The following is a 25,791-nucleotide window of genomic DNA, read 5'->3' on the forward strand; positions in this document are numbered from 1 at the left end:
CAAGACTAGCGCGCGCCCCGGGTGATGGGCACATCACCGGGGGCGCGGGGTCGTCGACAAGCAAGCGCTTAGCCGAGAAGAGCGTCGACGAAACTCTCAACCTCAAACGGCGCAAGATCGTCCGCGCCCTCACCAAGACCAACCAGCTTTACCGGCACACCAAGTTCCTCCTGAACCTGGAAAACGATACCGCCCTTGGCGGTGCCGTCGAGCTTGGTCAGCACCACACCCGTGATGTCAACAACCTCACGGAAGACACGCGCCTGCGCAATGCCGTTCTGCCCCACCGTCGCGTCGAGCACCAGCAACACCTCATCGACGTTGCTCTTCTTCTCCACGACGCGCTTGACCTTGCCCAGCTGATCCATCAGACCCGTGGAGGTGTGCAGGCGGCCCGCCGTATCGACGAGCACCACATCAGCACCCTCGTCAACACCAGTTGCCACAGCATCGAAGGCCACCGAAGCCGGGTCCGCACCCTCCTTGCCACGAACCGTGGAAGCGCCGACGCGCTTGCCCCAGGTCTCCAACTGGTCCGCAGCCGCCGCGCGGAACGTATCCGCAGCACCAAGCACCACCGAGTGCCCCATAGACACGAGCACACGAGCAAGCTTGCCGGTAGTCGTCGTCTTACCGGTGCCGTTGACACCGACAACCAAGATCACGGCCGGTTTGCCGTCATTCGGCATCGCCTTAATCGAACGGTCGAGCTCCGGACGGGCAGCCTCAATCAGAGTTTCGCGCAGCATCGCACGAGCCTGCGCTTCGTTTTCCACACCACGCTCAGCGATCTTCTCGCGCAGGTTGTCCGTGATCTTCATCGTCAGACCCGCACCGATATCGGCCAAGATCAGCGTGTCTTCAATCTCCTCCCACGCGTCCTCGTCCAGATCGCCAGCGGAAAGAATGCCAAGCAGACCCTGGCCGATGGCGTTCTGAGAACGGGAAAGGCGGCCACGAAGCTTGCCCATGCGACCTGCTGCTGGAGCGATGTCATCGATCGGTTCGCTCGCGGGGGCCTCAACAACGACAGCCTCATCGGAAACCTCAGCGCCATCCTGGAGCGCCTCTTCAGCACCCTCTTGAGCCACTACAGCAGCCGCAGCAGCCTCCTCTGCCTCCGCCGTGTCTGGTGTGTCTGGCGCATCGGGCGTTTCCGATTCGGCCTCAGGGGTTTCTGCCTCATCGACAGCAGGTTCCGGCTCCGGTTCTGGAGCTGGCTTCGGCTCTGCTACCGGCTCAGGTTCTGGTGCCGGCTCCGGTTCTGGCACGGCACATTCTTCAACGACAGGCTCCTCCACAGGCCGCTCGGACGGCTCTGGCTGATCTACCTCCGTGCTGGTGGTGTCGTCGACAAGCAATGGCTCTTCATCAGGCGCAACTGCTTTCTCGATAACAGTCTTCGGCTCCTGCTCGGCCTTTTCAGGCTCGACTACCGGCAGAACCGGCTGGTCACGACGAATCGGCTCCGGCTGCTTCGGCTGAGCATCCGCCGGTGCGAAATTGAAACCGCCCTTCGCCTGATAATTGCCGGATTTCTCCTGCTGAGTGAGCTCCTTCGGCTCCTCCGGCTTCTCAAACGAAACGGTCTTCGACTCCTTGCGCTTCTTCCCCGCAACGACGATGCCCACGATGATCAGCACGGCAACGACGACCGCAACCGCCACCCAAAGGGCCGGGGAGTTCATCAACTCAGTGGTATTCATGCGTTCTAGTGTGCCAGCCGCCACGACACAAGGTGGAACAGCAATAGACACATTGCTTATCGACGAATCAACGCTGCAGGTCAGGCCCATCCATACGAACGGGTGTTCGAATGTGTGGCGATCGTGTCGGCCTGGTCTGTAGCTTCATTTTCAACTCAGTTAGCAGCACACGTAGCCGAGAGGGGGACCCATGACAACCATCATCGACCAACACGTCAACCAGATCACCGCTGGACTAGAAGCGCTGTCCAACCTCATGATGGAACCCGACTCCCTCCACCTCCTCGGCACCCACCAAGCAATAGAGCGGCTACACGGCTCATTGCCACTGTTCGGAAACGTCAACGCCGCCTTCGCACATCTCTGCACAAGGGACAATGCCGGATCCCTGGTCGGCGCCAACCATCCCGTGGAATACCTCACGCAACGCCTCGGCCTCTCCCGTGCCCAGGCGTTCGACCTCCTCAACCACGGCAAGCGCCTCTTCGGCGAGCCCGACATCCCAGTCCCACCAACTAACCCGGAACAAACCGAAGAGGACAAGCGAGCCGCAGAAGAAGAAGCACAACGACGCAAAGAACAAGAAAAGAAAGCCCAGGAACGCGCCCGCAAGGCTGCACGAGAAAAGAAAGCCTCCGAAGAAAAGAAGCGCATTATCTCCAACGCGCTCAAGGACCTCAACGAACACGCCAACCCGGGCTACCTCGAGTGCTACTCCCAAGCCATGGAAGCCGCAGCACGCATGACCCCCGAAGAGCTCCGGAAGTTCGTCACCGACCTCGTCCGCAAAGCCAACCGCGCGGGGCTGGACTACGAAAAGAAAAAGGACCCCCTAGCCGCGTTTAAAAAACGAGGCATCTCCTTCGGACCCACCGATGCAGACGGCGGCTCCTACGCCCGGCTCTACCTTGACGCCGCATCACGCGCAAAATTCGAAGCAGCCCTCGCCGCCGGAGAAGCCCCCGGCTCTCACCTACCCGACGGCTCCAAAGACACCCGCACGAAACAACAACGCCGCTTCGACCAACTCATGCACATCCTGGATAACTACTCCCAGGCACGTATCACGCGCGACCGCGGCATCGGAACCGTTGTGGTGACACTGACCCTGGAAGATCTGGTCGGTGCTGATTGGCAAACACGCTTTTCCACCAATACCAGTGTGGATCTCACTGCCCTCGACATTCTTCACCTGGGCTTAGCAGGAGACACTTTTGCTCTCCAACTCGACTCTGCAACCGGTGTGCCACTATCACTCGGACGCGCCCGCCTCGCTTCGATTGAACAGCGCCTCGTCCTACTCGCTACCCAAGGTGTCTGCGCCTGGAACGGGTGCACCAAACCTGGCGTCGAACTCGAAGCCCACCACCTGCAGTCCTACCTCCACGGAGGTGTCACTGACCTCAATAACCTGATACTGCTATGTCGCGAACACCACAGATGCAACAACGACAACAGAGACGGAGCCGGTGGTAAGGGACACTTCGAGAAAGACCCCGACACCTGGGACATCACCCACCATCCAGCCGACGGCGGGCCACCGACCACGACCAGCACATGGCAGTTCGAACAGTCACCCGGTCAGCGGCATAAACGAAAAATTCGGGACAAACACCCAAGTTTCGACGACCAAGAACTACCGGGAACAGATCCACCCCTGTTCGCACCGGACACCGGGTAGCCATCTTGCGCTGTGCTACGCCCCAGGTGCTACACCCCAGGTGCTACACCCCAGGCGCTGCACCGGCAGGTTGCATGCGTTGAGACAGCACTCGAGTGACGCCATCGCCACGCATAGTCACGCCATAAAGCACGTTCGCAACATCCATCGTTGGCTTCTGGTGCGTGATCACAATGAGCTGCGAATCCTGACGGAGTTCCTCCAGAAGGGCAATGAGCCGGCGCAGGTTGACGTCGTCGAGCGCCGCCTCAACTTCGTCGAGCACATAAAACGGACTTGGACGCGCACGGAAGATAGCGACCAGAAACGCCAAGGCTGTCAGCGATTTTTCACCACCGGAAAGCAGCGAAAGCCGCTTGACACGCTTCCCCGGTGGCCGGGCTTCAATTTCAATGCCGGTGGCCAACATGTCGTCTGGCTCGGTGAGCACCAAGCGCGCCTCACCACCCGGGAAGAGCGTCTGGAACACTCGCGGGAACTCGGCCTCCACATCCGTCCAGGCATCGGTGAACAACTGCAAGATCTGTGCGTCAACGTCCTCTATCACACCAGTGAGGTCTTTGCGCGCCTGAATAACATCATCAAGCTGCGTAGAAAGAAACGAATACCGCTCCTCCAACGCCTTGTATTCCTCCAAGGCCAGCGGGTTGACCTTACCCAGCGCGCGCAGATCCTTTTCTGCCCGCTTGAGACGTTTCTCTTCTGCTTCGCGGTCAAAGTCCTCACCTGGGGTGTACCCATCAAGCAGATCGGCTACGGCGATGCCCAGGGTGGAGGTGATGTTGGCTTCGGCTTCGTCGATACGCACCTGTGCTTGCGAGCGGGCAATATCGGATGCGTGTGCGTTGTCGGTCAATCGAGACAATTGTTGGCGCGTGGCATTGACCTGCTGACGAGCTTGCTGCAACTGTCCCTGCAGGCTCGCCGTCTGGGCGGAGAGCTCATCGCGTTGCGCCGTCGCGCGTGCCAACGCGTCCTCGATTCGGGCGGCAAGGTCGCGCGCGTGCTTCTCGACGACCCCCGCTAGCTCTGCCTCTGCTCGACGCCTTGCCATCGCAGCGTCATGGCGGGCTTTCGCCTGACGTTCTTGCTCGGCTTGGCGGCGTAGCGCGTCTCCCTTGCCCACTTCCGCCTCTGCCCGCTGTTGTGCAGTACGCGCGGCGAGAACGGCCTCCATTTCCATGGATTTGATGTGGTTTAGCGCGTTTCGGGCAGCGTCGCGTTCGGCAGATGACGGCTCCTCGGGTGAGGCGGATACGTCCGTGTCCACTCGGGTGAGGCGGTCGCGAGTTTCTTCCAGTTCGGTGCGGCGTTGCGCAAGCCGTGCGTCAGCTTCGTTGGCGCGCTGCGCAGCTCGTTCGTGCTCCGACTTGTTCGCTTCAGCTTGCTTGACCAAGCGGGTGCGATCGCGTCGCCAGGCTTCGAGTTCGGTGTCGTGCTCTCGAAGAGACGCACGCGCCGACGCGGCGTTGACTCGGGCTTCTTCCGCCGCAACCTTCGCACCTTCAAACGTGCCTGCGAGTTCGCTGAGTTGTTGGCGGGCCGTTTCAAGTTCCACGCGAGCAGCCTCGATGCGGGCGGAGACTTCAACCGTGGTTGCTTGCCCGGAGCCGGCTGCGATCCAGCCTTCGCCGACAAGTACGCCGTCGTGTGTGACGGCTCGCAACCTTGGGTCCTGCTCGACGACGGCACGTGCCGCCGCGACATTTTTTGCGACCACAGTGTCAGCGAGCAAACGTGTCACCGGACCAGCCACTGCATCGTCCAGCGTAACGTGGTCGAGCAGCCAGTCCACCTCAACGTCGGTCTCCAGGCGCCATGTCGAGCCGCCGCGTGTATCGACGACCACCGTACGACTCGCATTCCCCAACCGCGACACGGTCTCGTCGGACACATCACCTGCGAGCGCTTCGGCATAGTCGCCGAGGGCCGCCGCAAGCGCCGTTTCCAAACCTGCCTCTGTAGTCAGCAAACCCGCGAGCGGTGAGAAACCGTCGAGCAATTCGGCGGCATCCATTTTCGGCGTCTGCTCAGACAGCGTTGCAATGCGCGATTCAAGCGTTGCTACGTTGCGTTCGTGTTCGCGCTGCTCAGAACGAAGTTGTTCGAGGCGCTTCTCTGCAGCGTCAGATTCGGTGTGGGCGCGGGCGAATGCGGCGTCGAGTGGAGCGCGTTCCGCCTCAAACGCCGCGATGCGTTCCTCAACGGACACAACCTCAGCGTCAGCTTGGCGTGCACGTTCACGGGTTTCTTGAAGCGTCTCGTCGAAACGCCGAATCTCCTCCTCAGCAGCTTCAACCGCTTGCGCCTGCGATTCTTCTTGAGCAAGCAGTCGCACTACGCCTTCGCGACGGTCCGCGATCGCACGCACCTGCGCCATGTGTTCGCGCTCAGCTTCATCGAAAGCTTCCTGTCGTTCCGCGACTTCTTCTCGTACCGTTTCCAGCTGTTCTGCTGCTTCTTCGGCTGCTTCGACGGCTTCCGCGTAGCGTTCGTCGGCAATCCGTGCCCGTGCTTCGAGGTCTTCCGGGTCTTGCCCGGCATAGGCAACATCCGCGTTGTGGCTCCGAGCACGCTCCGATGCGATGCGTTCCGTAGCACTCGCCCGTTCCGCCAGCGTCGATAGCGCAAACCACACCTGCTGTGCTTCTTGTGCTTTGGGCTGTACTTCCTGCTGCTGTGCTTCGATGCTCTCCTGCGCTTCGGTGTATTCCTCGAGTTGCGCGGTAACGGTTTCTACCTGTTCTTCGAGGAGTTCGGCAGCACGGGCGGCGTCGGAAAGCTTCGCTCGCAAACGCACGACTTGGTCACCTGCGAGCTTGAGTTTGGCGTCGCGCAGTTCGGCCTGCACCGCCGCCCCACGTTTCGCGGCTTCTGCCTGCCGCGCCAACGGTTTGAGTTGCTTGCCCAGTTCGTCGGTGAGGTCGGTGAGGCGATCCAGGTTCGCCTGCATGCCGACAAGTTTGCGCTGTGCCTTCTCTTTACGACGACGGTGCTTCAGTACACCAGCGGCTTCTTCGATAAACGCGCGACGTTCTTCAGGGCGCGAATCAAGGATTTCGGAGAGTTTGCCCTGGCCGACAATGATGTGCATTTCGCGGCCGATACCGGAGTCGGACAGCAGCTCCTGAATGTCCATGAGACGTGCTTTGGAGCCGTTGATTTCGTATTCGGACGCACCGTCGCGGAACATGCGGCGAGTGATTGCTACATCGGTGTAGTCGATGGGCAATCGTTTGTCGGTGTTGTCGAAAGTAAGCGTGACTTCGGCACGTCCGAGTGGTTTGCGCCCGCCGGCACCGGCGAAGATGACGTCTTCCATCTTCCCGCCACGCAGGTTTTTCGCACCTTGCTCGCCCATCACCCACGCGAGTGCATCGACGACGTTGGATTTTCCCGAGCCGTTCGGCCCGACGACGGCGCAAATGCCCGGTTCGAATTTCATGGTTGTCGCGGACGCGAAAGACTTAAATCCTTTGAGCGTCAGCGATTTCAGGTGCATTCGCGCAATATTACCCGCTCGGGCGCGGCTTTTAGCGTTCGTCGAACCCTACCGCACCCTTCGGTGCGCTGTACTGGGCTTGCACATGGTTCACGCGCCCAGGGCGCCCCGAACCAGAGGGTGTTTCCCGCAAGAGCTTTTCAAGCTTTTCGACGCCACCCTGCTCCCCCTCCGCAACCACTTCAACGCGGCCATCTGCAAGGTTCTTGGCGTATCCCGCAAGCCCAAGTTCGAGGGCGCGGGAGCGTGTCCACCAGCGAAACCCAACCCCCTGGACTTCGCCGTGGACGTGGGCGGTCATGCGTTTCTCAGCCATACCGCCCGAGAATACAACTTAGATGCGGTCGTCTGCGCTGCGTCGGGTGACGGGGTCGGAGCCGTCCCAGAACTCAACGTTCTTGACTTCCGGCAGCATGTCGCGGTGGAAGACAGGGTCTTCTCCTCGGCGACGCTGTTCGTTGTAGTTCTTCAGCAGCTTCAGCGCTACCCCGCCGAGCGGAACGATTGCGATGATGTTGAAAAGCGCCAGAAGACCGGCCATCGTGTCGCCGAGGGCCCAAACGAGCGGCACAGATCCGAACGCACCGAAGATGACGAAGCCGAGAACAACAATGCGGAACGTGGTCAACGCGGACTTGGAGTCGGTGAGGTACTGCAAATTAGCTTGCGCCAAGTAGTAGTTACCGATCACGGAAGAAAACGCCAGGAAGAACAGGATGAACGTGATGGCGTGTGCGCCCCAGGCGCCGACAGAATCGGCGAGTGCAGACTGCGTCAGCGAGGCACCCTGGATGTCATCGCGGCCATAGGTGATTGCGGGGCCGAGCAGTACAACAAACGCGGTGATGGAGCACACGAGCAGGGTGTCAAAGTACACGCCGAGGGCCTGCACAAGACCCTGCTTAACGGGGTGAGACACGGTCGCAGTCGCGGCAGCGTTTGGTGCCGAACCCATGCCTGCTTCGTTGGAGAACAAACCACGACGCATACCGTGTGCGAAGGCTGCGCCAACGGTCGCGCCCGCAACCTGCTTGAGGCCGAGAGCGTGGCCAACGATGAGTTCGAACATGCCTGGGATCTCGCGCCAATTGATCACCAGCACCGCGAGGCCAATCAAGATGTAGGCACCGGCCATGAACGGAACGATCACCTGGGTCCAAGATGCAATGCGGGTAACGCCACCGAAGATGATGAGCGCGGTGAGTGCGGCGACGACACCCGCCACGATGGTTTTCACAGCGACAGAGTCGTTGCCCAACGAACCGGAAACCGCTTCAGCAATCGAGTTGGTTTGGATGGCGTTGTATACAAAGCCGTAAGTGATGGCGAGGAAGGCAGAGAACAGCACCGCGAGTGGCTTCCATCCGAGGCCCCGGGTCATGTAGTAGGCCGGACCGCCGTGGTAGTTGCCGTCGCTGTCCTTGGTTTTCCACAGCTGGGCCAGCGTGGATTCGACGAATGCGGTCGCACCACCGAGCAAGGCGAGCATCCACATCCAGAACACGGCACCCGGGCCACCGATGGAGATTGCCAGTGCGACACCGGCGATGTTGCCGGTGCCGACACGAGAGGCGGCAGAGATGGTGAAAGCCTTGAAGGCCGACAAGCCACCGTACTCTTCATCGAGGTCTCGACCTTCGCGGTCTTTGCCCTTCGGGGTTTCTGCAACGGCTTTGAGCATGTCCGGGAACATGCGGATTTGAACGAATAATGTGCGCAAGCCGAAGTAGATGCCGGCAGCAACGAGGAACCACGGTACGAGGCTCCAAATCACGCCATTGAGCGATCCCTCGACAAATGAGGTAGCTGAATCCATGGCGGGCAGCTTATCCCTGGGTTGTCTCAATTACCCAACGTGATCGAGCGCACTACCCCTCTATGGATTTGGTCTGTACCTCTCCGGGTTGGATTGGCCCGTGGGTGCCAAACTCGCGTTGCCAGTACAGCAGCGGGCAGTTTGCGGTAACTTCGGTGGCAGTGACGTCAACCAAGACGAGGAAGTGGTCCCCTGCTTCGATGATGCGGCTAACGTTGCCGGCGATCCAGGTGTGGTCGCCGGCAAGTTTCGGTGCGCCGTCGGCAATGCGCCAATCCACCCCCGCGAAACGATCCTCGAGCTTGTCAGCGAACCTGCGCGCCAACTCGTTCTGTTCGGTGGACAGCACGTTGATACCGATCGGTGAGCCGATCTCCAACCTCGCGAGCAGCGATGACTTCTGGTCTAGCGAGACCAGCACCATCGGTGGTTCGAGAGAAAGTGACATGAATGCGCTGACCGTTGTGCCGTGTGCCGATGCTTGCGTCCCTGTCGTCACAATGGCAACTGCAGCGGCAACCTGGGACATCGCGACTTTGAACGTCTGCTGATCAACCATGTCTTCTAACCTAGAGCACTTGGCAAACCGGGCAGTAATAACTGGAACGGCCGTTGATCACGGTGCGGGCGATCTCCGTTCCGCATCGCGCACAGGGTTTTCCGGCTTGACCGTATGCATTGTATCCGGAGGCTCCGTTGACGTTGACATAGAGGGCATCGAAGCTCGTTCCGCCTTGCTCGAGCGCCCGGGCCATTACGTCACGCGATGCCTCAAGCACTGCTTCGGCGTCGCGTTGTCGCATGGTGCGCGCTTTACGCCAGGGTTTGAGGTTTGCAGCCCACATTGCTTCATCGGCGTAGATCGAGCCGATTCCACTGACAATTTCTTGGTTGAGCAGCACCGTTTTCAGAGCCGAATTCTTCCGGCGCATCGCGCGCGCTGTCTCTCGCACATCAAATGCATCCTCGAAAGGGTCCGGCGCAATATGGCCCGCAGGACGAGGCACCCCGTCGACGAGGTCGGTGTATTGCCAGAATCCGAACGTGCGCTGGTCGACGAAACACAGCTCACATGTGCCCATGTCTGCGCGAATTCGCAAATGCGGCGATGTCACTTCGCCATGCTTTGCGACGAGCATCTGTCCACTCATCCTCAAATGCACCAGCACCGCTGCCCCATTGTCCAGCAGTAGCCACAAGTACTTGCCCCGTCGGCCCGTATCCACGACGGTACGTCCCGGCAGCACACGCTCAAGATCAACTTCGTTGCCACGCGATGCACGTGGGTGAAGCACTTCGACGCGGCCGAACGTGAGGCCGACTATGTGTTGTTGGAGCCCCCGGCGGACCACCTCAACTTCTGGCAGTTCAGGCATGTCCCAGGGTGGCCTCGGCAGCGTGGTCGCGCAGGTATACCAGTGCTTGTTGGGCCGCTTCCTGCTCCGCGAGTTTCTTGTTCGGCCCCACGCCCTTACCTCGCACGACACCGTTGATCAGCGTTTCGGCGTGGAAGGTTTGCTCGTGGTCCGGACCGGTCGCCTCAGAGCGATACTCTGCAACAGGGAGCTTCAGTTCTGCCACACGAACTTGCAGTGCGGTCTTCCAGTCCTTGTTCTTTTTGCTTACCGTGGCGTGACGCAGTTTCTCGTCAAAAAGCCGCAGGATCACGTCGCGGGCAGTCGCGAATCCATGCTCGAGATATATCGCGCCGAGCACAGCCTCTGTTGTGTCGGCAAGAATCGACTCTTTATCGCGCCCACCAGTCAGTTCTTCACCTTTGCCAATGAGAACGTGCTGGCCGAGGTTGATCTCACGGGCGATGTCGGACAAGCCGTAACGCGACACAATCGCTGCGCGCATTGGAGAAAGATCGGACTCGGGACGCGACGGGTAAAGCTCAAAGAGCTTAGTTGCCACGGTCAGACCTAAGATGGCGTCGCCGACGAACTCGAGTCGCTCGTTGTTGGGCAGTTGGTTGTGTTCGTTGGCGAACGAGCGGTGAGTCAGCGCAAGTTTGAGATTGTCGCGCTCGATGTTGACGCCCAGTTTTTCCAGCAGTGGCGCATGGTCTACTGCCCCATAGGCGTCTTCCCATGCCTGTTCGGCGTTGGCGGGTTTCCTGCGTGAACGGCTCACAGGAACTTCTCCAGATCTGCCCAACGCGGGTCGACAAGGTTGTTTTCTTCGCCCGATACACCGTCCGGCACGGGAACGTCGGTATCGCCGGCGCATTCTGGCTGGCAGGTCGGGTTGAACGGCAGGTTAAGCCCAGCTTCGTTCACAAACGCTTGCTCTAGGTCGACAGTATCGCCTTCGACACGGGCAATTTCGTCCCCCGAGCCACGGTCTTCTTCTTCCTCTGCGTCTCCGGTGATGAAATCATCTGAAGTGGAAAACACTTCGGAGATCTGGAGCGTTTCGGTGGGGGTCAGATCTTTAAGGCAGCGCACACACTGGCCTACAAATTCGGCAGTCAGGGTCGCATCGACCATGATGCCGGAGCCAAGTGGGGTCAGGGTGGCTTCTATCTTGACCTCTCGGCCTTCAGGAATAGCGATCATTTCCGGGCCGATACGCGACGGGGATGGCCCCGTCTGCGTCAGGGTTTCCGGCAGTCCGTCGCCTTTGAGGACGCCGGAAACATCAAATACGAAAGGATTGTTAGCCATAGCCCTTTCAGACTACAACGAATCGCTTCCCTTGCTAGTACTCGTCGGCTTCACCCTGGCCACGGCGAGCGCGGTCTGCACCGGAGACGCCCGCCCCACGACGCAGCGCGGAGCGGTCGGTGGAGACAGTGCGCAGCACGGTGTTGAGGGTCTCCTCGAACTCTGCGAGCTTGGAGTCGACATAGTCGTCGCACTCTGCGCGCAGGCGGGAGGATTCAGCGTGTGCGTCTTCGACGAGGCGATGTGCCTCTTCGTCTGCGCGACGCATGACCTCAGACTCGGAGATCAAGCGCTTCTGCTCCTTCAGGCCCTGGTCGACGGAGCGCTGGTATTCCTCGTTGCCGGTTTCCACAAGGTGATCGGCTTCGCGCTGAGCACTGTTGATGGTGGTTTCTGCAATGTCGCGAGCGCGGGTGATCATCATGTTCGACTCTTCCTCGGCGCCCGAGACGAGTCGAGTTGCGTGGTCCTGGGCGTCCGACAGCACCGTCTCCGATTCGGCTTGGGCGTCGGAAACGATGCGACGGGCGTCCTCTTCGGCGTCGCCAACGAGAACGTCGGCGCGTTCCTGGGCCCCGCGCAGGATTTCGTCCTGCTTGTCCAGAACGTCCTGGGCGTCGTCTAGATCGCCGGGCAGGGCGTTGCGGAGGTCGTCGAGAAGAGCGAGCATCTCATTGCGGGGCACCATGCAGTTGGAGGTCATCGGCACGCCGTAGGCCTGCTCCATCGTCTGCACTAACTCATCGAGGGCTTCAAAAACGCGGTACATAGTTGCACAGCGTACTGGATGAAGCTCTAAATCACGCCTTGCGCCAGCATCGCGTCGGCAACCTTTTTAAACCCAGCGATATTTGCGCCCACAACATAGTCGCCCGCGCGGTCATATTGCTCTGCGGTTCGTGCCGCGGTCTTGAAGATGTTGGACATGATGCGCTGCAGACGGTCGTCGGTGTATTCGAAGGACCAGGAGTCACGGGAAGCGTTTTGCTGCATCTCCAGGGCAGAGGTAGCAACACCACCGGCATTAGCCGCTTTACCTGGGCCGAAAGAGACCCTATTAGCCCGGAAGACCTCGGTCGCTTCGTGCGTGGACGGCATATTGGCGCCCTCCGCGACGTACTTCACACCGTTGTCGACGAGGCGTTGGGCATGCTCGCCGTTGAGCTCATTTTGGGTTGCGCACGGCAACGCCACGTCAGCTTCGAGGTCCCAAATGGAGCCGTCGGTGTGGTAGGTCGCCCCGGTGGCTTCTGCGACATAGTCGGAAACGCGTCCGCGACGGTTTTCCTTGATGTCGATCAGGAGCTCAGTATCAACCCCATTCGGGGTCTCCACCCAACCGGAGGAGTCGGAGAAGCCAACGACAGTTGCACCAAGCGCCTGCGCCTTCTTGATCGCATAGGTGGCAACGTTGCCGGAGCCGGAGACAATCACGCGTGCACCGTCAATGGATTCGCCGTTGGTACGCATCATTTCGTCGGTGAAGTACACAGCGCCGTAGCCCGTGGCTTCCTTGCGCACGAGGGAGCCACCCCATGTCAGCCCCTTACCGGTGAGCACGCCCGACTCGTGCTGGTCCACCAGGCGGCGGTACTGGCCAAACAGGAAGCCGATTTCGCGCCCACCCACGCCGATGTCACCCGCGGGGACGTCGCGGTATTCGCCGATGTGGCGCCACAGTTCAGTCATGAAGGATTGGCAGAAGCGCATGATCTCAGCGTCGGACTTGCCCTTCGGGTCGAAGTCGGACCCGCCTTTGCCGCCGCCGATGGGCAGACCGGTGAGCGAGTTTTTGAAGATCTGTTCAAAGCCAAGGAATTTGATGATGCCCAGGTTCACGCTCGGGTGGAATCGCAGACCGCCCTTATAGGGGCCGAGCGCGGAGTTGAACTGGACACGGAAGCCGCGGTTGACGCGCACGTTGTTGTCATCGTCGATCCACGGGACGCGGAAGATGATCTGACGCTCCGGCTCGCAGAGGCGCTCGATGAGGCCGTAGTCGGCGTAGTGCGGGTCTTTTTCCAGGACGATCTTCAGAGAGTCGAGCACCTCGGCAACTGCTTGGTGGAACTCGGGTTCTCCCGCGTTTCGCTCGAGCACCCTGTCGTAAAAACTCGCAACTTCCTGGTCGATTGCACTCATGTGACCCCGCCTCCAATTTCTATAGGCTTGCAGAATTGTTTACCGGAAAGATGCTACAACACATCTCGCCCGCCCGCGGAATTTTGCGGTCTTCCGGTTAAACTTGCCCGCATGTCTTCCTCTTTCGACCCGGCTCCGTCGCCGAAAATCGTCATCGCCCCGGATTCGTTTAAGTCCACTGCTACTGCGCAGGAGGCTGCTGAATGGCTGGCAGAGGGTGTGACAAGCGTGATCCGCGATGCCCAAATCATCCTTGCCCCGATGGCCGACGGTGGCGAGGGCACGTCCGCGTTGTTTGAGGGGGAACGCATTTGCTTACCGACGACCACAGCAGACGGTCGCCTTACCGAAGCCGAATACACATTCCACGCCCCCTCCTCCACCGCCTATATCGATGTGTCTGCTGCTTCTGGGTTGCCCGCTGTGGAAAAGCCGGTCCCGCTGACCGGCGACACTTACGGCACCGGTGTGCTCATCGCTGATGCGGAGACCCGCGGCGCGAAACGTATCGTGCTTGGTCTCGGTGGCACCGCAACGGTCGATGGCGGTACCGGCATTCTGGTGGCGCTCGGTGTCAACCCCCTCGACGCTGCTGGCTATCAGCTAAAACCTGGCGGTGGCGCTTTGGAAAACCTTGCGGATTTCGACACTGCCAAAGTCAATGTCCCTGCTGGCGCTATGGAGTGGGTGCTGCTCACTGACACGTCTGCACCAGCAACAGGCCCGAACGGTGCAGCTCACGTGTTCGGCCCACAAAAGGGCGCGACCGCCGACGATGTTGAACTCTTGGACCGTGGTCTTGCTCGACTGTGCGAGGTCGCAGAGATCGACCCCACAACCCCGGGGCTTGGTGCGGCGGGCGGCGTGGGCATCGGCCTGACATGGCTTTCCACCATGCTGCACGGGACCGATTCCCACGTGCATATCGTGCCCGGCGCGCGCGTTGTCGCAGATTCCAACGGGCTGACTGAGCAGATCGATGGCGCTGCGTTGGTGATCACCGGCGAAGGTCGCTTCGATGGACAGACAGGCACCGGCAAGGTGGCGTCTGTGGTCGGCGAGCTTGCTGCGGAAGCAGGTGCGGTATTCGCGATTGCTGCAGGGCGTTTCGACGAGCAGCCCGCCGACGGAACTCTCGCAGTGACGCTGCCCGAGATTGACGACGTCCGCGAGCAGCTCGTTCGCGCCGGTGCGGAGATTGCGGTCGCTTACCTCAACACTTCAACTGTCCAGGGATAAATCGACGGGGCCTCGAACTTGTCCTGGTCCTCGAGCGCCACGGGGTCGCGTGGCAGGTCGCGCTTGGGGGTCAGGATGCGTGAGAGCCCCATAGCGAGGCGGTTAATACTGTCCGCGCCTTCGGACTCGATGCGGTAGCGGTGGATTTCAGCGTCGTCGGCTGGCTCGCCGCGGTCGTGTTCATAGGTTTCGGCGAGCTGGGCGTGCACGGTGTCGTCGATACGCACTTGCTCCATTGTCACGCTGCCGGAGGTGAGCATCTCGCGGCGCACCAGGATGTCGAGGGCGCGCTGGAATGCGTCGCGTACCTCTGGAGCTGCCGCGGGTGGGACGAGGACGTCGAATTGAATGACAGACATGGGCATAAGGCTAGACGCTCGGGGCGGTAGGGTGTCGTTCATGTCTCACGCTGCTGTCAACCCGACGCCCGCGCAGCACACAGCGCTGCAACGCATGAAGGACGGCACGTTAAAGCAGGTCAATCCGTTCACCGGAACCCATGTGTGGACGGTGCCTGGCCGTGGCAACCGTCCGCTTCACACCCAGCCGAACGAACCTGCAGCACTTGGCCCCGGCGCGCACACCGATACGTGTAATTTCTGCGCGGACCGCATGCTGCATACTCCCCCGGAGCGTTCGCGGCTGGTGACTACCAGCACGGGTTTCGACATTCTGCGCAATGTCATGCCGGATGAACTCGATGCGACACAGGCCGACTTTCGGCGCGTGCCCAACCTGTTCGAGATCGTTTCTTACGACTACTGGCGCGAAAACTATGGTGCGGAAATGCCAAAAGATTGGCAGGAGCACATGGAGCGCTACCTGTCGGACCCGTCTGGCCGACACCACGTGTTGGATATTGTGCGCACGCGCTTGTCTGCGTCGGGTCAGGATCCGGATCTGCCGGACGAGCAACTGCTCAGCATCGCGCCTGCTTATTTTGGTGGTGGGCACGACGTCATCATTGCAAGGCGGCACTTTATCGACGACGCCCGCGATACCTCCGACCTCGCAGGCTCAGGCTCGCTCACTGCGGATGAGCATTACCAGTTCATCGCCTTCACCGTCGATTCGTTGCACGACCTCATCACTCACCACCGTCACGCCCGCTATGTTGTGGTGTTTCAAAACTGGCTCGCCGCAGCCGGCGCGTCGTTTGAGCACCTGCATAAGCAGTTGGTTGCTATCGACGAGCATGGCGTCAACGCTGAGTCCGAAATCGCCAAGTTGCAGCAGCACCCGAACATGTACAACGACTGGGGTGTGAACCCCGCTTTCGACAACAACCTGGTCATCGCGGAGAACGACCACGCCGTCCTAGTTGCCGGTGTGGGGCACCGCTACCCCACGATGACGGTGTATTCGAAGTCGGAAGCATGCGAGCCATGGCTGCACACTGACGACGAGGTCCGTGCCATGTCGGACCTGCTCCACGCCGCACACGCCGCGACCGGTACCCGTGTGGCCACGAACGAAGAGTGGCACTACAAACCACACGATGTCGAGGTGCCAATGCCGTGGCGTATCAATGTGAAGTGGCGCATCTCTACTGTTGCGGGTTTTGAGGGCGGCACGCAGATCTTCGTCAATACGCTTTCGCCCTTTGATGTCCACGACCGCGTCACCACGGAACTGGAGCGCTTGCGTGCCGTGGGAACGGTCGCGCCTAGTATCCGTATAGGCCAAGAATGCACGCCTAGGCCGAACGTGCTGCGCTATACCCAAGGTTTGGCCCCGAACGTAGAGAGGTAACGAGACTATGAGCAACATCGCCGACATCTTGGATACTTACCAGGTTGATGCAGCCTGGCAGCGCCGACTCTACGAGGAACTGCACGCTAACCCGGAGCTCTCCATGCACGAGGAGGAGACCTACCAGCGAATCCTGCATGAGTTGAAGCCGCTTGATTGCGAGGTTGTTGCCCCGATTGGCAAGTACGGCATCTGCGCAGTCTTTCGCAACGGCGAAGGCCCGACAGCGCTCTACCGCGCCGACTTTGATGGCCTTCCGGTCACGGAGCGCACCGGCGTACCGTTCGCTTCCCGCAAGGTGGTCACCACTGCGGATGGGCACACGACCGGCACGATGCACGCATGTGGTCATGACATTCACACCACGGCTCTGCTGAGCTTGTGCCACGTCATGGACAACACGCGCGACCACTGGTCGGGCACGTTTATCGCATTGTTCCAGCCTGGCGAGGAGCTGGCTGCGGGCGCCCAAGACATGGCCGATGGCGGCCTGGCTGAGAAGGTGCCCACCCCGGACGTGGTGTTGGGCCTGCACGTGATGCCTGGTCGCGCTGGCGAGGTCATGTCCAAGCCCGGCCCGCAGTTCGCTGCTTGTGATTCGATCAGGGTGCACATTCCCGGCCGTTCGGCCCACGGTTCGATGCCGCACAACTCGGTGGATCCCACGTTTACTGCCGCGATGATTATCGCTCGTCTGCAGGCGATTGTGGGGCGTGAGGTCAATCCGGCGGATTTCGCGGTGGTCACCGTCGGCAGCATGAGTGCTGGGCGCGCGATCAATATCATTCCAGGGTCGGCGGAGTTGGTGCTCAACTGCCGTTTCTACGACGACAAGGTCAAGGCACGCGTGTATGCCGCCATCGAGCGTGTTGTCCATGCCGAGGTAGCTGCCTCGGGCGCGGAGGGCACGGCTGGCATCGAGTACTTTGCTCACGGCGAACTGTTGGACAACGACGAGGCGGTCTTTTCCGCAGTGCGCGCGAACTTCGATGCGGTGTTCGGTGAGGACTCGGTCACGTCGGATCCGAAGACGGTTTCCGAGGACTTCCCGATCATCGGTCAAACGTTTGGGGCGCCGTACCTCTTCTGGCTCATCGGATGCACCCCGCGCGACGTGTGGGATCGTGCTGTCGCGGAGGATAGGGTTGCCGAGGATGTTCCGGTCAACCATATGCCGAACTTCCTGCCGGATTATGAGCCCACGATTTCTGCTGCCACACGCTCGGCCGCAGTTGCTGTCTTGACCTACCTAGCTGGCTAACTGGCGGTACGCTTGGGCGCCATGACGTTCTCCAAGCAGTCACCCGCATTTGAGCAGACGATCGCAGGCCATGTCCGTGGCTTTGCCGGCAAGTCGCCGCAAGCCGCAACCGTAAAGAAGTTTTGGACCGGCTTGTCGGCCGCTGTCGTTGAGCAGATCGCCGACGATTGGGATGAAACTCGCAACACCTACCGCAAGACTCGTCGCGCTGCGTATTTCTCGGCGGAGTTTTTGCAGGGCCGTGCGCTGCTGAACAATCTGACGAACCTTGGGCTCGTCGATAAGGCTGAGGCTGTGGCCCGCGAGTTGGGCCACGAGCTCTCCGACGTGTTGGAGGCAGAACACGACGCGGCACTGGGCAATGGCGGGCTCGGCCGCCTCGCCGCCTGCTTCTTGGATTCGGCAGCGACGCAGGACTATCCGCTGACCGGCTATGGCCTGCTGTACCGCTACGGGTTGTTCCGCCAGGAGTTCGAGGACGGCTTCCAGCGCGAGCACCCGGACCGTTGGAAGGAATCGTTCTACCCGTTTATCGTGCGTCGTGGCTCTGAGCAGCGCATTGTTCATTTCGACGACATGGATGTGCGCGCAATTCCGTACGACATGCCGATCACGGGTTACGGCACGAACAATGTGGGCACACTGCGTCTGTGGGACGCTTCCCCGATCGATGAGTTCGACTATGACGCGTTCAATTCTCAGCGCTTTGCCGACGCGATCCTTGAGCGCGAGGCTGTCCACGACATCACGCGTGTGCTCTACCCGAACGACACCACGTACGCCGGCAAGTTGCTGCGCGTGCGTCAGCAATACTTCTTCGTGTCTGCATCGTTGCAGGAACTTATCGACGACTACCGCGCCGCACACGGCGACGACCTGCGCAACTTCCACAAGTACAACTCGATCCAGCTCAACGACACACACCCGGTGCTCGGCATTCCTGAGCTGATGCGTTTGCTTATGGACGAGCACGGACTCGGCTGGGACGACGCCTGGGAAGTCACCACCAACACGTTTGCCTACACCAACCACACGGTGCTGCAGGAGGCGCTGGAGACCTGGGAAGAGTCCATCTTCAAGCAGCTCTTCTGGCGCATCTGGGAGATTGTGGAAGAGATTGACCGCCGTTACCGCCTTGATATGGAGGCCCGCGGGGTGGATCCAGAAACGGCGCACCACCACTCCCCGATCCACGACGGTCGCGTCCACATGGCATGGATCGCCTGCTACGCCTCCTATTCGGTCAATGGTGTGGCTGCGCTTCACACGGAGATCATCAAACGCGACACGCTCGGCTTCTGGCACGGGCTGTATCCGGAACGCTTTAACAACAAAACCAACGGTGTGACCCCTCGCCGTTGGCTGCGTATGTGCAACCCGCGATTGTCCGAGCTTTTGGACCGTCTCGCGGGATCGGATGAGTGGGTCACGGACCTGTCCAAGCTGCAGGAACTGCGCCGCTTCGCGGATGACCCGGATATCATGCGCGAGCTGCGCGAGATCAAGGCAGCGAACAAGCGAGACTTCGCCGGATGGATCAACGCCCGCCAGGGTGCGGTGATCGACCCAGACTCGATCTTTGACACCCAGATCAAGCGTCTGCATGAGTACAAGCGCCAGTTGATGAACGCCCTGTACATCTTGGATTTGTACTTCCGGATCACCAAGGATGGCGAGCACAACATTCCGAAGCGCACGTTCATCTTTGGTGCGAAGGCGGCCCCGGGTTACGTCACGGCGAAGGGCATCATCAAGCTCATCAACACCATCGCAAACCTGGTGAACAATGATCCGGTTGCTTCCCAGTTCATCCACGTGGTGTTCGTGGAGAACTACAACGTCTCCCCCGCCGAGCAGATCATCCCGGCAACGGATGTCTCTGAGCAGATTTCCACCGCTGGCAAAGAGGCGTCGGGAACCTCGAATATGAAGTTCATGATGAATGGCGCTCTCACCTTGGGCACGATGGACGGCGCGAATGTGGAGATCGTCGATGCTGTTGGCGAGGACAACGCCTACATCTTCGGCGCCCGCGAGGAGGACCTGCCGGAGTTGAAGGCGCACTACAACCCGCGCCAGGTTGCGGAGCAGACCCCAGGGCTCATGCGCGCACTCGATGCGCTTGTCGACGGCACCTTGGATGACCGTGGCACCGGAGCCTTCCACGACATTCGCGCATCGCTTCTCGACGACAACGGCTACGGCGAGCGCGACGTCTTCTACGTCTTAGGCGACTTCGCTGATTTCCGTGCGACTCGCGACCGTATGGCCGCTGACTACTACGCCGACCAGGACGAGTGGGCGCGGAAGTGCTGGATCAACATTTGCGAGTCTGGCCGATTCTCCTCCGACCGCACCATCCGCGACTACGCCGACGAGGTCTGGAAGATCAGCCCAACCCCGATCAACTAATCGCGCACCATGCGTTTGGTGGTGATCTTGTCCCGCTCATGGGTTTTCGACTCACCATCAAACGCAAAGCCTTGCTTGGTGTAGAAGGCCTGGGCGCGGTCGTTGAAGTCTGCCACCCAGAGAAATGCTGGTTCGCCGGGGTGGATGACGGCGTCGAGAAGCTTCGGCGCCACTCCGGTCCCTGCTGCGTCCTCGAGCAGGTACAGGTTGCGAAGTTCGGTGCGCTCGCCTGGGATGCCGTACGCCAACCCGATGATCTTTCCGTCAAACTCCGCGATTGCGACGCGGCCGTTCGGGTTGCGGAAGTACTCGACCCACTGTTGTTCGAGTGCTGCGTGATCGTCGAGGACGTCGTCGTCAATATGCCCCCGGAATGCTTGGGCACGGGAGCGGTAGTGCATGTCGGCAATGGCGATGGCGTCTTGTGCGCTTGCTTGTCGGATGCTGGCGTCCATGCGCGTCAACGCTATACGATTCCGAATCGATGATCCTGCTCATTGACAATTACGATTCATACACGTTCAACCTCGCCCACCTCATCGCCGAGGCTGCCGGCCGCGAACCACTCGTTGTGCCTGCTGGCGAGGGTGCTGACCTTCCACAGCGTGTGCGCGCCGGCGAGTTCAGCCACGTTGTGATCTCCCCCGGGCCAGGTACCCCCGAACGCGAGGAAGACTTTGGTACGTCCCGGCGCGTGATTGAGGCTGCCGCCGATTCCGGGGTCCCGCTGCTGGGCGTGTGTCTGGGACACCAGGGTCTGGCGATGCTCGCAGGGGCCTCCGTCACTCGTGCTCCGGAGCCTCGCCACGGGTTCGTTTCCACAATTACCCATTCCGGTGAGGGCATTTTCGCCGGTATTCCGCAGGGTTTTCAGGTGGTGCGCTACCACTCTCTGCACGTCGAGGAAATCCCCGGCGTCACCGTGCACGCTCGCAGCGAAGACGGCGTCATCCAGGCGCTCAAGGTCGATGGCGCTCCGCATTGGGGTGTGCAGTTCCACCCCGAATCGGTGCTGACTGAGCACGGCGCCGCGATCATGCGTAACTTCCTCGGCGGCTGGCGGTTGCTGCACCGCGAGGTGCCCGGCGCACTCGACTGCCAGCGCGTCTTCAACGCGATCAAGCGCGACGGCAACGATGCGTTCTTCCTGGATTCGGCCGACCCCCGTGGGCGTTTCTCCATCCTCGGCGATACCGCGGGTTCCTTGTCGCGCTCGTTTCGCTATTCGCTTGGCGAGGACCCCGATATCCTCCACACCCTCCAACGCGAACTGTCCACCCCACTCCACGATGCGCCTGACCTGCCCTTTACCGGCGGCGTCATCGGGTACCTCGGCTACGAGTGCGCGGAACTTACGCTCCCGATCACGCTGCGCCACCGCTCCCCGTACCCGGATGCGTACTTTGTGCGCCCGCAGTCGTTCATCGTTTACGACCACGAGGCAGAAACCGCCCACTTGTGTGCACTCGCCGGCGACGGCACGGATGCACTCCTTGACCGCCTCGAGCAGACCTTGGAGGGGGCGGACGGTGCGCGGGGGTCGTCGATTAGCAACGGTTCCTGGAGCAACCCCGACTACCTCGAGTGCATCGAGCAGGCCCAGGACCTGCTGCGCGCGGGCGAGAGTTACGAGGTCTGCCTGACCGACACCTACACCGCCGAAGCGACCGGCGAGATCTATGCGCCGCTGCGTGAGCACAACCCCGCACCGTATGCTGCGCACCTCATTTTCGACGGTGTGGAGGTCGCCAGCGCCTCGCCCGAACGTTTCCTCACCGTGCGTGGCCGCGAGGTGGAGGCCAAGCCGATCAAGGGCACCATTCCCGCTGATCAGGACCCCGCATTGCTTCACGACGACAAAACCCGCGCCGAAAACCTCATGATCGTCGACCTGCTGCGCAACGATCTTTCCCGCGTCTGCGAACCCGGCAGCGTACAGGTCCCGGGTCTGATGCAGGTGGAGTCGTATGCCACCGTGCACCAACTGGTTTCCACCATCACCGGGCAGCTACGCGAGGGAGCCACTGCCGTCGACGCCATCCGTGCCACCTTCCCGCCCGGTTCCATGACCGGCGCACCGAAACTACGGACGTGCGAAATCATCGACCGGCTGGAAACCTCCCCGCGCGGCGTCTACTCAGGCGCGCTCGGCTACATCGGGTTCGACGGCCAAGCCGACCTGTCGGTGGTCATCCGCACCGCAGTACGCGCCGGCTCCACTGTGACAGTCGGTGCAGGTGGCGCGATCGTGCTCGCCTCCGACCCTTCCGCTGAGATCGCCGAGCGCAACCTGAAGGCCCAGTCCGTTTTAGGAGCGTGGGATGCGTAAGTACGCCTGGTACGGCGCGTTTGTTCCGCGCGACTTCTCCGACGGCCCCCTGGACGTCGCCGATTCTTGGCGCCACTCCTCCGGCCGCACCAACGGCCTCAGCCTGCACATCGAGCGCTTCACTCGCACCGCCGGTCCGCTCCCCGCCGGGTTTGTCGACGCGATGCTGCCGCTGCTCAGCGAAGGCGAACTCTTCCCCCGCATCGCGCTCTCCTCAGGGCTTTTGCTTCTCGACGTCCGCCCCGCCCCATCCCCTCGCCCCACCACCTCACTGACCTACACGCAAGCCCCAGACCCGCGCACCCAGCCCGAGGTGAAAGGCCCCGACTTCGGCGCGTTCCGCGCGTACCGTTCGCGGTACCAGGTGGAGGGGACGGACGACACGGTGATCGTCGATAAGCATGGCTCCATGCTGGAGACCACCACCGGCGCGCTCGTGATGTGGGACGGCGACTCCCTGTGTCTGCCCGACGGAGTGTGGCTGCCGAGTGTCACACTGCACCAGGTTGTCGCGCGCGCCGAGAAGTTAGATATGCGGGTGGAGCGCCGTCAGCTCAAACCCGAACTCGCCGCCAAGCACCCGTTGTGGTTCCTCAACTCGCTCCACGGCATTAGCCCCGTCAGCGAACTGCATGTAGGCGACGATGTGATCACTCCGCCGGTCCACCCAAGTTTCAACGAGTGGCGCGACTGGTGGTGGGGCAGTTTTACGACCGAATGGCACATCGAGGCATAGCGAAACACCGTGGGTCCCCAGGACTATGCCGCTGCATAGTCTCTACAACCGGCTGCACACTATGCCGCTGCATAGCGTCGCACCACCGCCGGGTCCGAAACCCAGCGAGCCCCCGGGACTATGCCGACCGCTCGGCGAGCACGCGCCCTGTTGCGGTGTCGCACTTTGCGAGCTCTGACGGGGTGCCCGAAGCCACAACTTGTCCGCCGTCGGCGCCAGCGCCGGGGCCCATCTCGATGACACGGTCCGCCTGCGCGATCACGGAGACGTCATGCTCGACCACGATCACGGTTTGGCCCGCTTCGACGAGGCTGTTGAGTTCCTTGACTAGCAGTGAGATGTCGGCGGGATGCAGGCCGGTGGTGGGCTCGTCGAGGAGGTACACGGTGTAGCCCCGGCGCGAGTTGCGGGAGCGCTGCAACTCGGTGGCGAGTTTGATGCGCTGTGCCTCGCCACCGGACAGTTCGGGCGCGCCCTGGCCGAGGCGCAGGTAACCCAGCCCCACGGCTTGCAGAGTTTCGACGGCGCGCAGGATCTTCGGTTCGTCGGCGAATACGTCCGCGGCTTCGTCGACGGTCAACTCCAGCACCTGAGCGATGGTGAGGCCCTCCCAGGTCACTTCGAGGGTTTCGTCGTTGTAGCGTGCACCGCCGCAGTCGGGGCAGGTGGTGTACGAGCCGGGCAGGAACACTAGCTCGACTTCGATCTTGCCGGCACCGCCGCAGGTCGGGCACTGTCCTTGCTTGACGTTGTAGGAAAAGCGCGACACGCTCCATTTGCGTCGCTTTGCTTCGTCGGTTGCGGCGAAGAGTTTGCGCACGCCGTCGAAGAGTCCGGTGTAGGTGGCCAGGGTTGACCGCGGGGTGCGCCCGATCGGCTTTTGGGTAATTTGCACGACGCGGGTGACAGCGTCAAAGCCATCATGCTTATCGACGCCCCACTCGCCCTCCTGTCCCACCTCATCGTCTTCATCAACAACGGTAGAGGCGGCGTCGCGAAGGACACCGGCGAGAACGGTGCTGACCAGCGTCGACTTGCCTGAACCAGACACACCAGCCACGGCGGTGAACTGCCCCATCCCAAACGACACATCCAGGCCGTCGATGGAGCGGGCCGAGACACCGGACAGGGAAAGTTCGCCGGTGGCGGCGCGGGGGTCGTCGTTAAGCGAGAGCTTGCGGTTGGCAAGCGCGCGGGCAGTTGGCGCATCGCCGGAGTATTCGCTGGTGGGGCCGGAATAGACCACTTCGCCGCCGCGCTCACCCGCGAGCGGCCCGACGTCGACGAGCCAGTCAGTCTGGGCAACGAGTTCCATGTCGTGTTCCACCAAGAGAACGGAATTGCCTGCGTCGATGAATCGGCGGCAAATATCCAGCACCGCACCACGCTCGGACGGGTGTAGGCCCGCTGACGGCTCATCGAGCACGTACGCCACACCGAACAGGCCGGAGCGCAGCTGCGAGGACAAACGGATGCGCTGCAACTCACCCGCGGACAACGTGGGCGCGGGCCGATCCAGGCTCAAGTGCGCAAGCCCCAGGTCGAGTGCGGACTGCACCGCGGGCAAAATCTGTTTGAGCAGCAAGTCTTCGGCGGAGCCCTCCGAGGGCTTCTGTGCCGCGAGTACCTCATAGACACGGTCGAGAGGCAAGGCGCCGAGTTGGTCGATGGGCATGCCAGCATAGGTAACCTTGAGTGCTTCCGGGTTGAGGCGACGGCCGTGGCAGGTCTCGCAGACGCGTGACTCCATGTAGGACAGCACGCGTTTGCGCAGGGTATCGGACTGTGTTTCGGCGAGTGTACTGGTCAGATACGACGCCACAGATCGCCAGGTGCCTTTGTAGTTTCGCTGGATCTGGTCCGCGCCGCGCAGCGGTTTCACGGTCACCACGGGGCGCTCGTCGGTGAACAGGATCCAGTCACGGTCCTTCTTCGGCAGATCCTGCCAGGGTGAATCGAGGTCGTAGCCCAGCGTCTGCAAAATGTCGTGGAAGTTCTTACCTGCCCACGCGCCAGGCCAGGCTTGGATCGCGCCCTCCTCGATGGATAGCGTCGGGTCCGGCACCATCGACTCTTCGGTTGGCTCGTGCACGACACCTGTGCCCTGGCACGTCGGGCACATGCCTTCCGGCGTGTTGGGCGAAAACGAGTCGGAGTACAGCCCCTTCGGGTTATCGCCAGCGCGCGAGTACAGCAGACGAATGCTGTTGGACAGCGCCGAGACCGTCCCCACCGTCGAGCGCGCCCCGCCCCCGGAGGTGGACTGTTCGAGCGCCACGGTCGGCGGCAGTCCCTCAACCGCGCCGACCTGCGGGTCTACTGCAGAACCAATCAGGCGACGCGCAAACGGCGCCACCGACTCCAGGTAGCGCCGTTGCCCCTCCCCGTGGATGGTGCCGAACGCCAGCGACGACTTACCGGAGCCTGACACCCCTGTCACCGCAACGAGAGTGCCGCGTGGGATATCCACGTCCACGTTGCGCAGGTTGTGTAGGTGGGCATCGCGTACTTGGATTCCGGCATGTGTTTCAGGCATGCCCACCAGG

Annotated in this window: 20 protein-coding genes; 7 read left to right on the forward strand and 13 right to left on the reverse strand. The window is 61.3% G+C overall.

The window, feature by feature from the left end:
• Positions 1–68: 68 nt before the first annotated feature.
• Complete coding sequence (ftsY, locus tag HMPREF3048_RS05765) at positions 69–1,706, reverse strand: signal recognition particle-docking protein FtsY (RefSeq protein ID WP_246818859.1); 1,638 nt, start codon at positions 1,704–1,706, stop codon at positions 69–71.
• A 190-nt stretch (positions 1,707–1,896) separates the two neighbouring features.
• Here ftsY and HMPREF3048_RS05770 point away from each other — a divergent pair, with 190 nt between their 5' ends.
• On the forward strand, positions 1,897–3,387 hold the full coding sequence (locus HMPREF3048_RS05770; protein ID WP_070771452.1) for an HNH endonuclease signature motif containing protein: 1,491 nt from the start codon (positions 1,897–1,899) through the stop codon (positions 3,385–3,387).
• A gap of 43 nt (positions 3,388–3,430) precedes the next feature.
• On the opposite strand, the gene smc is transcribed toward HMPREF3048_RS05770, so the two are convergent.
• Genes smc through gdhA form a run of 9 tightly spaced genes read right to left on the reverse strand, consistent with a single transcriptional unit; the run spans position 3,431 to position 13,516 of the window.
• The gene (smc, locus tag HMPREF3048_RS05775; protein ID WP_070771453.1) at positions 3,431–6,889 is read right to left on the reverse strand and encodes a chromosome segregation protein SMC; all 3,459 of its coding nucleotides are present in this window, start codon (positions 6,887–6,889) and stop codon (positions 3,431–3,433) included.
• Positions 6,890–6,920: 31 nt separating this feature from the next.
• Complete coding sequence (locus tag HMPREF3048_RS05780) at positions 6,921–7,205, reverse strand: acylphosphatase (protein ID WP_070422246.1); 285 nt, start codon at positions 7,203–7,205, stop codon at positions 6,921–6,923.
• An 18-nt stretch (positions 7,206–7,223) separates the two neighbouring features.
• On the reverse strand, positions 7,224–8,705 hold the full coding sequence (locus HMPREF3048_RS05785; RefSeq protein ID WP_070570032.1) for an alanine/glycine:cation symporter family protein: 1,482 nt from the start codon (positions 8,703–8,705) through the stop codon (positions 7,224–7,226).
• A 52-nt stretch (positions 8,706–8,757) separates the two neighbouring features.
• Positions 8,758–9,264, reverse strand: coding sequence for a flavin reductase family protein (locus HMPREF3048_RS05790; protein ID WP_070422244.1), 507 nt, complete (start codon positions 9,262–9,264; stop codon positions 8,758–8,760).
• A gap of 10 nt (positions 9,265–9,274) precedes the next feature.
• Positions 9,275–10,081, reverse strand: a complete 807-nt coding sequence (mutM, locus tag HMPREF3048_RS05795) for a bifunctional DNA-formamidopyrimidine glycosylase/DNA-(apurinic or apyrimidinic site) lyase (protein WP_070771455.1) — start codon at positions 10,079–10,081, stop codon at positions 9,275–9,277.
• Positions 10,074–10,841, reverse strand: a complete 768-nt coding sequence (rnc, locus tag HMPREF3048_RS05800; protein ID WP_070450962.1) for a ribonuclease III — start codon at positions 10,839–10,841, stop codon at positions 10,074–10,076. The genes mutM and rnc overlap by 8 nt, the downstream gene beginning before the upstream one ends.
• Positions 10,838–11,374: a YceD family protein gene (locus HMPREF3048_RS05805; RefSeq protein ID WP_070771456.1), complete on the reverse strand. Its 537-nt coding sequence runs from the start codon at positions 11,372–11,374 to the stop codon at positions 10,838–10,840. The genes rnc and HMPREF3048_RS05805 overlap by 4 nt, the downstream gene beginning before the upstream one ends.
• A 34-nt stretch (positions 11,375–11,408) precedes the next feature.
• Positions 11,409–12,143 (reverse strand): DivIVA domain-containing protein, encoded by a 735-nt coding sequence (locus tag HMPREF3048_RS05810; RefSeq protein ID WP_070422240.1) that lies wholly within the window; start codon positions 12,141–12,143, stop codon positions 11,409–11,411.
• 26 nt (positions 12,144–12,169) lie between these two features.
• The gene (gene gdhA / locus HMPREF3048_RS05815; protein WP_070771458.1) at positions 12,170–13,516 is read right to left on the reverse strand and encodes an NADP-specific glutamate dehydrogenase; all 1,347 of its coding nucleotides are present in this window, start codon (positions 13,514–13,516) and stop codon (positions 12,170–12,172) included.
• Positions 13,517–13,627: 111 nt separating this feature from the next.
• Here gdhA and HMPREF3048_RS05820 point away from each other — a divergent pair, with 111 nt between their 5' ends.
• Positions 13,628–14,755, forward strand: a complete 1,128-nt coding sequence (locus HMPREF3048_RS05820) for a glycerate kinase (protein ID WP_070483925.1) — start codon at positions 13,628–13,630, stop codon at positions 14,753–14,755.
• Here HMPREF3048_RS05820 and HMPREF3048_RS05825 read toward each other — a convergent pair.
• Positions 14,725–15,114, reverse strand: coding sequence for a hypothetical protein (locus tag HMPREF3048_RS05825; RefSeq protein ID WP_070422386.1), 390 nt, complete (start codon positions 15,112–15,114; stop codon positions 14,725–14,727). The two genes, HMPREF3048_RS05820 and HMPREF3048_RS05825, sit on opposite strands and share 31 nt — an antisense overlap.
• Before the next feature lie 40 nt (positions 15,115–15,154).
• Between HMPREF3048_RS05825 and HMPREF3048_RS05830 the strand changes: the two genes are divergently transcribed.
• The 3 genes from HMPREF3048_RS05830 to HMPREF3048_RS05840 are packed head-to-tail and all read left to right on the forward strand — an operon-like array spanning position 15,155 to position 20,180.
• On the forward strand, positions 15,155–16,507 hold the full coding sequence (locus HMPREF3048_RS05830; protein ID WP_244268616.1) for a DUF4921 family protein: 1,353 nt from the start codon (positions 15,155–15,157) through the stop codon (positions 16,505–16,507).
• Between the two features lie 7 nt (positions 16,508–16,514).
• Positions 16,515–17,768 carry an amidohydrolase gene (locus HMPREF3048_RS05835; RefSeq protein WP_070422237.1) on the forward strand — a complete coding sequence of 418 codons (1,254 nt, stop codon included), beginning with the start codon at positions 16,515–16,517 and terminating at the stop codon, positions 17,766–17,768.
• Positions 17,769–17,789: 21 nt separating this feature from the next.
• A complete protein-coding gene (locus tag HMPREF3048_RS05840; protein ID WP_070771460.1) occupies positions 17,790–20,180 on the forward strand; it encodes a glycogen/starch/alpha-glucan phosphorylase in 2,391 nt (796 codons plus the stop codon).
• Here the strand turns inward: HMPREF3048_RS05840 and HMPREF3048_RS05845 are convergent.
• Positions 20,177–20,635: a GNAT family N-acetyltransferase gene (locus HMPREF3048_RS05845; RefSeq protein WP_070450949.1), complete on the reverse strand. Its 459-nt coding sequence runs from the start codon at positions 20,633–20,635 to the stop codon at positions 20,177–20,179. The genes HMPREF3048_RS05840 and HMPREF3048_RS05845 overlap by 4 nt on opposite strands.
• A gap of 29 nt (positions 20,636–20,664) precedes the next feature.
• Here HMPREF3048_RS05845 and HMPREF3048_RS05850 point away from each other — a divergent pair, with 29 nt between their 5' ends.
• On the forward strand, positions 20,665–22,509 hold the full coding sequence (locus HMPREF3048_RS05850; RefSeq protein ID WP_070771462.1) for a chorismate-binding protein: 1,845 nt from the start codon (positions 20,665–20,667) through the stop codon (positions 22,507–22,509).
• Positions 22,502–23,245, forward strand: coding sequence for an aminotransferase class IV (locus HMPREF3048_RS05855; protein WP_070771463.1), 744 nt, complete (start codon positions 22,502–22,504; stop codon positions 23,243–23,245). Before HMPREF3048_RS05850 ends, HMPREF3048_RS05855 begins: the two co-directional genes overlap by 8 nt.
• Positions 23,246–23,363: 118 nt before the next feature.
• On the opposite strand, the gene HMPREF3048_RS05860 is transcribed toward HMPREF3048_RS05855, so the two are convergent.
• Positions 23,364–25,781, reverse strand: coding sequence for an excinuclease ABC subunit UvrA (locus HMPREF3048_RS05860; protein WP_070771465.1), 2,418 nt, complete (start codon positions 25,779–25,781; stop codon positions 23,364–23,366).
• Positions 25,782–25,791 lie beyond the last annotated feature (10 nt).

Source organism: Corynebacterium sp. HMSC075D04 (assembly GCF_001815635.1).
Taxonomy (GTDB): domain Bacteria; phylum Actinomycetota; class Actinomycetes; order Mycobacteriales; family Mycobacteriaceae; genus Corynebacterium; species Corynebacterium coyleae.